Genomic DNA, 12,100 nt, shown 5'->3' on the forward strand with positions numbered 1-12,100 from the left:
AGAAGTTAATGGGCTACGTTATCGCTCCATCCATTCTGCGACATCCGTCGGTCTTTCGAAGCTACGGTTTAAGAGTTTGGTATTACAATTGTATCAATATATAAACTAGAGCTGTTAAAATAGGCGTAAAGTATTTTCGTTTATTCATTATCCGAATCTAACAGTTCCAGATAACTTTGTTCCAGCATTTTGTGCTCCAGCAGAAGTCGTCGGTAGGCGGCTTCTTTTTTGGTGACTTCTTCATCGAGCTCATGAAGCTCCATAAACTGGTGTTCTATCATCGCTTTTTCCAGTTCAAGGCGTCCTATTTGAAGGCGTTTTTGCTCCACATCCTGTTGTAGCTTAGCAATCATTTTTTTAGATTTGTCCGAGTCGCCCATTTGCTGTGTTAGTTGATTGATTGCACTTTTCTGTTTCGTTAGTTCTTTTTGCAGTCGGCTGTTTTCGTGGGAGAGCTCGTCAATATGAATTTTTAATTCTGAGTTTTTTGACTTTAAGATGGTCGACTTGCTCTTTTGATCTTTATACTCCATTGCTTTTTTTACAAATGACATGAGTTGTGACTTGGTTTTATCCAGCTCCGCTTCAAGGGTTTGTATGCACATGTCGGACTCTTTGATTATCATTTCAAATTCACGGAGGCGTTTTTGTGTTTCAGAATCTTGCTCGGGTAGTTGTGTTCCTTGAAGTTCGAGAAGCTTTCTTTGGTTTGCGATAATCGACTTGAGCTTGGCCAGTTCGTCGCTGCTGTTGTCAATGACAGCGCTCAAATCTTGATTGTCTTGAAAACTGTCAAACGTAGTTGAGTCCTTATCGATACTAGTATCACTAGCACCAATGGATTCACCAAATACCAATAACTGCCGATTGAGTGACTGCATTAGCTCATTGAGTTCATCTGAAGCGCCTTCTAATCCCGCTTGATATTGAATTTTTTGAATGAGGCCTGTACTACTGCGTTGATGTGTGGTGGCGTTTCGCAAAAGCTCCTGTAGGGAATCTTTGTATTCCTGAAGGTCGTTTACTTGTTCTTGAAGTTCTTTATTTTGACTTTGCAATAAATGAAAAGCATTGTCACTAACCTTAGCTGTCGTGTCTTTGAATTGTTGTAACAAGAAGCGTTTAATTAACGGTCGGATTTCGTTAATGACTTTATCACAGATTAAGGACTGGCTATCGGTTTCGGTTAATGCATCGTATTCAGCTTCCAGCATTTTATACCGAAACACGAGTGAAAGTCGTGATAGGGCTTGGTTGTTTTCTTGAGCGACGGCATTGTTTTTGCCATAGCGATGAATGATGATTTGTCGAGTGGTGCTCATGCACTCTTTTAAATAAGCATCGATATCGTTTGAGCTGATGCTGCTGATTTCTGTTCTCGCCTCGCCCAGTTGCATGGTCAGCAAACTAATGTTGTTATTTAACCGATCAATTTTTTTCTGCTTACGATCAATTTCATGACGTAAGTCTTTAAAGCGAGAGCGTATGTAGTGCCCAACAATCGCCGTGATAGCAGACAGTATTATGACGGCTTCGAATATAAATATTAGGAAAATACTGTCCATTCGATTAGGTAGGCCATGTTTAAAATTTATTTTTTACCCAAAGCGTTTGAGTCACCAGAATGTCGAAAACTCTATTGCTTGGGTTATATTATAGACGACATCTCGCAAAGGCCTATTAATTTGAGCTTGAAGCGCACATCCATGTGCGTATTCAATTTTTCGATAAATTTATTTTTTCTTCGAATACTTCTGATACAAGCGTTTTTGGCGATTATCTAAATCCACTTCTCGGCCTTCGATAAACAGCGTTTCCACTTTATGTGTTAAGTGGTCAAAAAGATCGCCGCTGCTGATCACTAGGTTAGCTTGCTTACCGGTGTCGAGAGAGCCCAGCTTATCATCAACACCTAATATTTTTGCGGCTTCGAGCGTAACCGATTTAAGTGCCGTAGTTGGTGATACACCATAAGCGATGGATTGTCCCGCTGCAAAGGGTAAGTCTCGCACATTCCAACTGCCTTCAATGGCTAGTGCGTAATTAACTCCGTTTTGTTCCAGAATTGACGGAGTACGAAACGCGCGATCGATCGCTTCATCACTGCGTGCGGGCCGTCCCCAGGGTGATGTATAAACAACGGGCGTATTGCTGGCCTTTAAAAGCCCAATTGCTTTGTCAGCGTCGATAGCGCCGACAATCACAATTTTAATCGACTCTTTTTGTGCAAAATGAATGGCCTGTTCGATTTGCCGGTAGTCATAGGCATACACAAACAAAGGCAGTGTTCCTTTAATCACTGGTCGCATGGCTTCCCAACGCAAGTCAATGGCTGAGTCAGAATCGGCATCTCGCGCTTTAACGTATGCTTTAATCTGTTCGAACATGTCTTTTAATTGCTTTTGAGCTTTTTCGTTGTCTTCTTTTTGCTTTTCCGGTGTACGCTTTTCCCAGTAATTTTTATTAATGCCTACCTGAGGCCAAACCAAATGCATACCGGTTTGTGCTTTTACCAGTGCGTCTTGCCAGTTCCAGCCATCGAGGTGTACCAACGATGATTGGCCATTTAATCCACTGCCTAAGGGTGTGACTTGGATGTGAGTGATGCCATTGCTGCGTACCGTAGGGATCAGCTCAGAATCGGCGTTGTAAGCGATATGCGCTTTGACTTCAGGCGTAGCTGTACCAGTTTCTGCTAAGTCACGTGTGGCACGCACGGCTTCTATTTCAACTAATCCCAGATGAGAGGTTAGCCCAATTAAACCCGGATAAACATGTTTACCTGTTCCATCGATCACTCTACTATTTTCTGGTGCCGAAAGGTTTTCACCGATTTGTTGAATGACGCCATCGGCAAACAGAAGATCGTGAGACTTTTTAACGCCTTGGGTGACAGTATAAAGCGTGGCATTTTTAATTAAAATGGGTTGAGACTGTTCACTACCAGGAACGATGTCGGTGGACATCGCTGGAATCGAAACGGTCAAAAGCCATGCAATCATTGCATTGTGAATTTTGAATAGGTTCATGATTAATGCCCTCCGTGTTGAAGATGGTTTTGCTGGCTATTTAATGCCTTCCAGCGCCAGTAGTCGAAGTTGTCTTCGCAGTGCCAGGCAGGTTCATCTTTCAACAGGTAAAAATTGACTGCGGTTAGTGCAACCGTTTGCGCAGTGGCTTTTTCTTTGCTGCTCTTGTCGTTGCCGTTACTCTCATTCGACTTATCGTCGCGTAATGCTTTCTGAATTAAGCGGTTTTTCTCTTGTGCCAACTGTATTTGAAGCTCTGCGTCTCGCTCTCGATCAAAATATTTTCGACCTTCTATCCATGTTTGTTCCACTTTTGAATAAATCGAAAGCGGGTTGCCGCTCCAAATAACAAAGTCGGCGTGTTTTCCTTCTTTAAGGCTACCGGTGTATTGATCGATTTTTAATTGTTTTGCAGGGTTTATGGTTGCCATTTTTATCGCATCCGTAGGCTTCATTCCACAATAATGGATGGATTTTGCCGCCTCGGTGTTAAGTCGTCGAATCAAGTCACCACTGTCGGAGTTGATCGAAACATTGACGCCTTTTTCCATCATCAAGCAGGTGTTACCAGGAATGGCATCGTAAACTTCAAACTTATACGCCCACCAGTCCGCAAAAGTTGAAGCGCTCGCGCCGTGTTTTGCCATTTCTTCGGCGACTTTGTACCCTTCGAGAATATGGGTAAAGGTTTGAATGCGAAAACCGAAATCTTCAGCTATTTTCATTAAACTTAATATTTCGGAAGCAACGTACGAATGAGAATGAACAAAGCGTTTGCTTTCCATAATTTCCAAAAGCGTATCCAAACGATAATTTTTTCGCGGTGGTGCGGTGCGTTGCTTTTCGCTACGACTTAGATCGTCGTATTTTTCCCAAGCACTTTTGTATTCCAACGCTCGCGTAAAAGCATCTCTGACAACGGTATCCACACCCATTCGGGTTTGCGGATAACGAACGGTAAATTTATCGCCCCAGTTGCTTTGTTTTACGTTTTCTCCCAGTGCAAATTTTATAGAGCCGGGTGCTTGTTTAAATTTTAAGCCTTCGGCGTTTTGCCCCCAACGTAATTTAATCACTTGAGCCTGACCGCCAATCGGATTGGCCGAACCATGTAGAAGCTGTGCGGTGGTTGTACCGCCAGCAAGTGCTCGGTAAATATTGATGTCTTCTGGATTCACGACATCACCAATGCGTACTTCCGCTGTTATGGCATCGCTGCCTTCGTTCACACCATTGCTTATTGCAATATGCGAGTGTTCATCGATGATACCCGCGGTGATGTGTTTTCCCGTTGCATCGATTACGGTAAACCCTCGAGGTGTTTTTAAGTTCGTGCCAATTTCAGCAATTTCTCCATCTTCAATGAGCAGGTCGGTGTTTGGTAAAACGCCGGTTGCTTCTGAAGTCCAAACAATGGCATTTTTAATATGTAAATTTTGTTGCTTGGGTTGTTGACTAAGCCCAAATGCACGATTGGGATACGTTAATTGACCGATGTATTCAATCGTTGAGCTTTCATTACTTGGTTTTGACTCCTGGGCGGTTGTTTGACGTGCGCTGTTCACCATTATTTTTTCTGCTGAAGGAGATAGGTAAAAGCCCGTTAGCTTTTCGTTACTCAACCGCAAACTGAATCGTTGTATGCCTTCAATACCCAATTGACTTGTGTCGACCGAAAATTGTATTTGGTTACCGATTGTTTGGTGAACCTCAATAGTGGACTTATCTTCTTCTTTAATGAGTGTGCCAGCCACCTTTTGCTTGTCTTGTTTTAACTCCAAATTCAGCGATACCTCACCCAGCTGCAACGCGTAGGTTCCTGAAAAGTCGGTGATATCGAGAGGAATAATGGGGTGCTCTTGACCTTGTAAATAAAGACTTTTAATTTTTCCATTTTTGAATAAATTTCCATCCGCAATGACCAGATCCGCACGCATGCCTGCGGCTATTTTTCCGCTGCTCTCGGCGACATTAGCAAGCCTAGCTGGCACCGTGGTTAATGCTGCAAGAGCGGCTTTTTCTGACAATCCATGTTTGATGGCGGTTTTAATGTTTTTCCAGAAATCTTTTTTCTCTTTTAAGCCGAACTGAGTGAAAGCAAAGGGAATATTGTTGTTCGCTAAAACAGCCGGGTTTGTAGGGGCACGTTCCCAATGCCTTAACTCAGCCAGTGAGACATCCAATTGAGATTCGAAACTACCTACGGCAGGCTTTTCGGGAAATTGTGGTGTCAGAATGAACGTCGCTTGTGTGTTTTTTATATCGTCAATTACGGCGTACTCATGTCCGTTGGCGATGTAAGCGACGTTAATTTTGAATGCGTCGAATAGCTTGTCGGCTCTTAATGTTGATAAATGATTTTCCGCATTGAATATCATTCCCACCTTGTTGAGCTCAGCCAGGCTTTCAAGAGCTGCATTGTATTCAACAGGCTCTCCCGTTATTAAAGAATCGGTTTTACCCAATGCTTTTTGGTACCAGTTGGCATCACTTAACGTTTGTTTGATCAGTGCAATACTTCCCATTAATGAGCTGGGGTATGCCTGTTCCGAACTGCCTTTATCAAAAGAGCCAAAGTGGCGCGCATGGGCGTTGTAAATTAATTCGTTGGGTATACCTTGGCCAAGAGAAAGCGTTACCGCTTGGCCTTGAAAAATGCCATCTATTTTTGCACTTTGTACGGTTGTGAAGCCGTTATTGATGTATGTTTTTGCAGCCGATTCATCGGCAACAAAGTCGGTAACCCAGTTCATTTGCGCGTGAATGGCATCGTTCCAAGCATTGCCGCCTTTACGTGTGCCTTCGTATTGCGGAGAATCTCGATAGGTAGATTCGTTGTTTGCTTTGCCGAAAACATAATCACTGTAAGGATCAATGAATCCGGGATAAATGATATGGTTTGTCGCATCGACCACTTGCGCAGTTGCTGGCACTTTGCCTTTAGCTTCAATGCTGACGATTCGACCATCATCGATCACCAGTGTGGCGTTGGTAATGGACTTGCCTGGCTCGGTAAAGACCGTGGCGTTGGTAAAGGCAATTTGATTGTTGCTACGATCATGTAAGCCGTACACATGGCTGGTTTGATCGGCGAATGCCGCTGATAAACTGCCATAGGTCAATACTGATATAGCCAACGAGAGTTTGAGTTTATTCATCTTGTTATCTCGACTTCTTGAGGTGAAAGCTTTTGGGGTGACCACCTAGTCAGGCAATCAAGCCATAGTCTCGCACAGAGTTTGAATCCGTGCGAGTTCTCAAACGTTAATGGAATTCTATCTAACCTATTGATATTAAAGGCTAAAAACAATAAGCGTAGTTGATTAATATTTTTTTACAATATTAAAGATGGGTTTAATCGGGCCATTGATTGTGAAGGGGCTTTACAAAAATCGGAATGGATTGCCAAAAATACCGGTTGTTTGGTGCGGGGGCAGTACAGTTGATACGGGAGCGGCCTTCAGGTGGAAGGGTATCTAGTGTGATATGGAGCTGGTGATCCATCCATTTTAGCTGGGGAATGACATGACCATTAAAAAAGCAGCGGACGCTGTTTGTTGCAAATGGAAGATAGTCCAGTTTTAGAGCGAATGATTTTTGTGCGTTGAGTAAGTAGGGATCTTCCGGCTCTATGTTCACAACAGGCATGGCGACTGAGTTGACTTTTAACGCAAATGACTTCATCTCTGCGTAAGAGCCTGAAAAGGAAAATCGAGGAATGGCCTGTGGATCACTGTAACGTGAAACCGGGCTCGAAAACTGCGCCAATGCATACCAGCCTTCTTTTTTAAGCTGCTGAGCCAAGGCTCGACTGTATTCACCGTAAGGATAAGCGAAGAGCTTTTCGCCGGTGCCCAACATCAGCTTTAAACGATGTTGGGCGCTTTTTATTTCCTGCAAAGCACTTTCGGTGGATAGCGAAAGCAAGTGAGAATGGTGAACGGTATGATTGGCGATGGTTACGCCTTTCTTTTGCATTTGCTTAAGCTCATGCCACTTCATCATGGACGAATATTGCTTATCGATACTGGCAGTATCGATGAATAGGGTAAAAGGGTATTCGTACGTTTGAAGCATGGGCCACGCTGTTTCGTAAATGGAACGGTAGCCATCATCGAAGGTGATAGCGACCGACTTTTCTGGTAAAGGTTTGCCATTAAATAAAGCATCAAGCGCTTTGTTCAAAGGCAGAACGGTGAATTGATTCGATTTTAAATAGTCGAGATGGGCTTTAAATTCAGCGACTTTGGTTGATGTTGCTGCGGGTGTTTTGTCATCGATATGGTGGTATAGCAAGATAACCAACTGTGGCAAAGGCTGTGATTCCTGTTGCGCAAACAAGGGCTGTGTCGAAAAGATCAACAACAAATAAAGGCACAAGAATAGGTACGGCTTCATAATTTATAGACAGCGGATAATGACACTGAAGAACATTATCGGTAATAATTCGGGTATGATAAAGACCAAGTATCTTAATTAGCCTGAATTCGGGATAAGCAAACTTGGAGTTTTGAGCAGATAATCGTTTTATTTTTTTTCGTTGCCATTGAAGCGCTTCCCGTACGCAATGGTTAAAAAGTCGTCCTTGACTAAGCCAAAAATAAAACATTTACCCGCTTTTTATCCATTATCCCGAGTTGAGGGGTATTTAATTCGATTTGGAGAACCCTGTTATGGCGGGAGTCAGTTTATTAGCTTTATTGGATGATATTGCGACGGTCCTTGACGATGTGGCTGTCATGAGCAAAGTGGCCGCAAAAAAAACGGCAGGCGTTTTAGGGGATGATCTTGCACTCAACGCAGAGCAGGTGTCGGGTGTTCGCGCAGAACGTGAAATTCCTGTGGTTTGGGCGGTTGCTAAAGGGTCATTTAAAAATAAATTAATCCTTGTACCTTCGGCATTATTAATCAGTGCATTTCTCCCGATATTAATCACACCTTTATTAATGATAGGCGGTGCCTATTTGTGTTACGAAGGCTTTGAAAAAATCTACCACAAGTGGTTTCACAAGTCTGAAGAAGAAAACGAACAAAAGGAAGTGAGAGAAGCCATACGTAACCCCAAGGTCGACATGGTCGCTTTTGAAAAGAAGAAAATTAAAGGCGCGATTCGTACGGACTTTATCTTGTCGGCAGAAATTATTGTCATTGCTTTAGGTGCGGTTAAAACGTCAACGTTCACTGTTCAAGTGGGTGTCGTTTGTGCCATCGCCTTGTTAATGACGGTGGGTGTATACGGTCTCGTTGCATTAATCGTAAAATTGGATGATGCAGGATATTACCTAATCAAGTCTGATGTACAACATTTGTTCGGGCGCTTAAAGCATTGGATGGGTAAAGCATTGTTAGTTTTTGCGCCTTTTTTAATGAAAGCTTTAGCGGTTATCGGCACCTTGGCCATGTTTCTGGTTGGAGGTGGTATTTTGGTTCATGGCTTACCGTTTTTAACCGATCCGATACTCTTTTTGGAAAATTGGGCCAAAGCTATTCCAACGGTAGGCGCGGTTTTAAGTTTTATGATTCCGGTGTTGATCAATGCTTTAGTTGGTGTGCTTGCAGGTGGTGTGCTGGTCGCGTTAATTGCTTTGGCTTCTCAATTTAAAAAAGCGAAAGTAGCTGAGTAAGCATTGGTTTTAAAGTCAACCATTGATGACTAACCGCTTGCTACTCTGTTTCGACCCAGTGATTTTGCTTGATAAAGCGCTTTGTCGGCTCGGTTTATCAGGTCTGTAACAGATTCACCTTGGCTCTCTGCTGCACCAATGCTAATACTCATTTGAATCACTTTGTGACTTAAAATGAGAGGAATGGTGTCGATCGCTTTGCGCAAGCGCTCTGCACAAATGAGCGCTTCTTGAAGGTTGGTTTCAATGAGTAGCGCAGCGAACTCTTCGCCGCCAAGCCGAGCAAAGGTATCAATGCTACGAACTTGAGTTTGGCAAATTTTGGCGACTTGAATAAGTGCTCGGTCGCCGATTTCATGCCCATTTTCATCATTTACTTTTTTAAAGTGATCGATATCGATTACTAACACGCACACTTTGTGATTCAACCGTTTCGCTCGTTCTACTTCGTATTCCGCTTGTTCTAAAAAGGCTCTGCGATTAGCCACTTGAGTTAAGTGGTCTTGCGTTGCCAAGGCCTTGAGCTTTTCTTCTCTGGACTCTACTTTTTTTATGAGTACTTCGAGAGCTCGATGAATTTGGTTGAGTTCATCGTTGCCTTGTAATTTATCGAGTGGAGTACGGTTATTGATGTAGCCGCTGATATTGAGCAGTAGGTTATTAAACCGCTTAATCACGTTTCTATTTAAGTAAACGAGAATAATAAATGCAATGAAAATGGAAAGTAAAAGAAGAGAAATTATTACTTGCCAAGAAAGTCGTAATGTACTGTCGGCTTTTTCTTTATTATTTAAAACTTGTAATCGTATTGACTCGGCTAAGGCAAGTACCGTTTGGTTTAGCTTGCTTGATAGGTTTCTTTCTTTGAGCAGCAATTGTCGCACGAGTTTTTGCGTGGTGATCAGTTTGGTTTGTAATGAAAAATAACCATTTTCACCTAAAATAAGGTCGTTAAGCCTGCTTTGTTGGCTGGCAAAGTCAATACTGGTAAGGTTTTCGATTTTTCTTATTTCTAGTAATGCATTGTTAAGTTTTTTTCGAATGGACTCTCTCCTTTCTGAGGCAAGGCTCGGCTTATTTTCACGACTGATGGACAGCAGTAGTGTGATTGCGCTTTGCATTTCATCAAGCCAGCTTTCGAGGTGTACTTCTGCGTTATCGCTCGGCAGTTTTTGAAGTTGCTTATGAAGGTTTTGAAATAAACGGATAAAGGTAGGGGTGATTCGTTCGAGGTTTGTATTGGTTTCGATTCTTTGTGCAATGGTTAAGTCAATTTGTCGAATAAGCTTTTCGATGTCGTGAGCCAGGTTTTTAAGGGCCCGAAAGTGCTCGCTTCGGTGCTTTTGGTTTCGTTGAACCTCTTTGTATGAGGTCATGAACTCTTGGTACTGGTTTAGAAATTGTAACGTTAAGTTTAAAAGGCTGGCATGCTGACTACTGAGTACCATACGTGGCGCGAAGTCCGTTAACGATTGGCTGACATCAAACAGTTGCGTCGTGAATACAACGGCATTGACACTAGGAGTAATGACATCGGAAAAGGTGGCTTGTATCCGCTGAAACGTCACAGTCGCAACGATACTGATTAACAATATGATCGACAGTAGCAGTATCACTCCAGAGTACATTCGAACTCGAATGCCCTTTAAGGAAGAGTTGAATTTGTGCTTAGTTCTCATGGTGACAATTCGCGGTTATCCAAAGCAGCCACTTCGATTGGTTTTCTTGGATCCACCGTTTGGCTGCAGACTCCTTTGAATACCCCTCGAAATCAACAAGTGCTGCGATTTCGGATAATTCCTCATTGTTGAAATCCATATTTTTAGTCACATCATAAGCACAGGGTGAATGATTTTTTAGGTTTTTCCAGCTTGCCTTTTTTATCCAGCCCGACTTGGGGTTTCCACAGTCGTGAGTCCGTGCGGGATTGATGCCCCAATTCGCATCGTCGATACAATCTGAATGAAACTCTGGGAATTCGATAAATTGGCCTTTATACATGTGCTCGATGGAGTTGGGTGTCCAGTTAAAAATAAGTATCGGTCGTTGTTGGCTGTAAGCGACTTCGAGTTCTGCCCAAAGCGTTTCTGCTTGTGAGGCAACGTGTACAATAAGCTCCAGTTTTAGTGCATCAATTCGTTCTTGAAAGTGTTTTTCCCATGGTCCGGTGAGTAGCCTTCCTCTTCCAAAGGTATCCGCGGTTTGAAATAACTTGCTGCATTTTCTTAAAGCTTTCCAGTTGGGTAGGTCAGGGCAGAGGTTTAGTACGTATTCAGGGACCCACCACTCTTCTCGCGAGAATGCGGTATATTGGCCAAGGTCTTCAATTTTTCCTTTTTCTAGTTCGTTTTCAAAGTCACGCTTCATGGTGCCTTCCCAAACCTCCACTTGAATGTGTATCAATCCGTAAGACATGGCCTCAAATTGGCGGTAAGTATCGGTGGGACGATAAGTAATCGTAACGCCCTGTTTTTTAAGGATGTTACCTAGAATATGAGCAACAACTAATTGGCTGCTCCAATTATTTTCGGCGATAATGACTTGATGAGATTCGCTGCTTGCTGCGTTATGGGCAAAAATGGAAATAAAAGCAGTGAATATGAAGAACATTTTTAACATCATTATGAGCCATATCCTCAATCTGCCTGGACATAAGTATAGAACAAATGAGATATATCGGTTGGTTGTAGAGTCAAACCGAGTGTTTTGTTTTGGTGGAAATTCAAATCATATTCGGTGAAATTAGATTAGAGCATCGCCGAGTAATGAATCATCGCGTATAATTTATTGAGAAATAAGACAAAAATGAGGCGAATATGCAATTTGGCGGGATGCACTTTAAGGTATTGGTTCTGGTAATGACGCTTTGTACGAGCGTCGTGAAAGCAGAAAACCCTTATTCTTGCAGCAGTTCAACAAAATTGGGATACGAAGTGAAATGGACTGGTGCCTATAAAGGCTCTGCGAAAGGAGAGCGCGGTGGTCGATATTGGGCGTTCATTGGTGAAAGCATTTATTTTTATCTCCAAACACCTTTTCGCCAAGAACTAGGACAACTTTCTGTAGCGCATCGAAAAACAGAAATCGATTACTCTCCGGGAAATGTCTACCAATTAGATATAGGCGCGAAAAAGAATGATGATGATCATGCGGTGTTGCAATTAAACAAACCTTGGTTTGAGGGAAAGTCATTCACTGGTTCGGGTCAATTATCGTTTGAGGTTTTTGTTTTAAACCCTACGCGTCATCCTTGTTTTAAAGGGGAGGGGGAGATGACATTTAAAAATGCGGAGGGGGAAGAAGTGACTGTGAACGTTGTATTCGCGGTGGATGTTGCTGGCTCCAAGTTTCGTAGTTAAATGTTGGAATACTCATTGAAGCCAGGAGCCTTAGGATGAATGGGAGCCCAGCTCATCAATGAAATGATTTAACGTTACGAAATTTAAA

At 42.7% G+C, this 12,100-nt stretch carries 8 protein-coding genes; 2 read left to right on the plus strand and 6 right to left on the minus strand.

Annotated elements, in window-relative coordinates; all coding sequences use genetic code 11:
• Positions 1 to 140 precede the first annotated feature (140 nt).
• The 4 genes from ACTUJY_RS13255 to ACTUJY_RS13270 form a co-directional block, all read right to left on the minus strand.
• Positions 141 to 1,565 carry a hypothetical protein gene (locus tag ACTUJY_RS13255; RefSeq protein ID WP_463616579.1) on the minus strand — a complete coding sequence of 475 codons (1,425 nt, stop codon included), beginning with the start codon at positions 1,563 to 1,565 and terminating at the stop codon, positions 141 to 143.
• Positions 1,566 to 1,733: 168 nt separating this feature from the next.
• Positions 1,734 to 3,029 carry an amidohydrolase family protein gene (locus ACTUJY_RS13260; protein ID WP_463616580.1) on the minus strand — a complete coding sequence of 432 codons (1,296 nt, stop codon included), beginning with the start codon at positions 3,027 to 3,029 and terminating at the stop codon, positions 1,734 to 1,736.
• A gap of 2 nt (positions 3,030 to 3,031) precedes the next feature.
• On the minus strand, positions 3,032 to 6,187 hold the full coding sequence (locus ACTUJY_RS13265; RefSeq protein ID WP_463616581.1) for an amidohydrolase family protein: 3,156 nt from the start codon (positions 6,185 to 6,187) through the stop codon (positions 3,032 to 3,034).
• Positions 6,188 to 6,383: 196 nt separating this feature from the next.
• Positions 6,384 to 7,343 (minus strand): polysaccharide deacetylase family protein, encoded by a 960-nt coding sequence (locus tag ACTUJY_RS13270; RefSeq protein ID WP_463616582.1) that lies wholly within the window; start codon positions 7,341 to 7,343, stop codon positions 6,384 to 6,386.
• Between the two features lie 359 nt (positions 7,344 to 7,702).
• Between ACTUJY_RS13270 and ACTUJY_RS13275 the strand changes: the two genes are divergently transcribed.
• Positions 7,703 to 8,653, plus strand: coding sequence for a DUF808 domain-containing protein (locus ACTUJY_RS13275; RefSeq protein ID WP_463616583.1), 951 nt, complete (start codon positions 7,703 to 7,705; stop codon positions 8,651 to 8,653).
• A 29-nt stretch (positions 8,654 to 8,682) separates the two neighbouring features.
• Here ACTUJY_RS13275 and ACTUJY_RS13280 read toward each other — a convergent pair whose 3' ends face one another.
• Positions 8,683 to 10,332 (minus strand): diguanylate cyclase, encoded by a 1,650-nt coding sequence (locus ACTUJY_RS13280; RefSeq protein ID WP_463616584.1) that lies wholly within the window; start codon positions 10,330 to 10,332, stop codon positions 8,683 to 8,685.
• Positions 10,322 to 11,275 carry an ABC transporter substrate-binding protein gene (locus ACTUJY_RS13285; RefSeq protein ID WP_463616585.1) on the minus strand — a complete coding sequence of 318 codons (954 nt, stop codon included), beginning with the start codon at positions 11,273 to 11,275 and terminating at the stop codon, positions 10,322 to 10,324. Before ACTUJY_RS13285 ends, ACTUJY_RS13280 begins: the two co-directional genes overlap by 11 nt.
• 194 nt (positions 11,276 to 11,469) lie before the next feature.
• Here ACTUJY_RS13285 and ACTUJY_RS13290 point away from each other — a divergent pair, with 194 nt between their 5' ends.
• Positions 11,470 to 12,012 (plus strand): hypothetical protein, encoded by a 543-nt coding sequence (locus ACTUJY_RS13290; protein WP_463616586.1) that lies wholly within the window; start codon positions 11,470 to 11,472, stop codon positions 12,010 to 12,012.
• Positions 12,013 to 12,100: the final 88 nt, after the last annotated feature.

Source organism: Pleionea sp. WD8-19, assembly GCF_055326765.1.

Excerpts from the sequence above, each read along its gene's own strand:
- ACTUJY_RS13255 (WP_463616579.1), bottom strand. The coding sequence starts at position 1,565 with ATGGACAGTATTTTCCTAATATTTATATTCGAAGCCGTCATAATACTG.
- ACTUJY_RS13260 (WP_463616580.1), bottom strand. The coding sequence starts at position 3,029 with ATGAACCTATTCAAAATTCACAATGCAATGATTGCATGGCTTTTGACC.
- ACTUJY_RS13265 (WP_463616581.1), bottom strand. The coding sequence starts at position 6,187 with ATGAATAAACTCAAACTCTCGTTGGCTATATCAGTATTGACCTATGGC.
- ACTUJY_RS13275 (WP_463616583.1), top strand. The coding sequence starts at position 7,703 with ATGGCGGGAGTCAGTTTATTAGCTTTATTGGATGATATTGCGACGGTC.
- ACTUJY_RS13280 (WP_463616584.1), bottom strand. The coding sequence starts at position 10,332 with ATGAGAACTAAGCACAAATTCAACTCTTCCTTAAAGGGCATTCGAGTT.
- ACTUJY_RS13285 (WP_463616585.1), bottom strand. The coding sequence starts at position 11,275 with ATGATGTTAAAAATGTTCTTCATATTCACTGCTTTTATTTCCATTTTT.
- ACTUJY_RS13290 (WP_463616586.1), top strand. The coding sequence starts at position 11,470 with ATGCAATTTGGCGGGATGCACTTTAAGGTATTGGTTCTGGTAATGACG.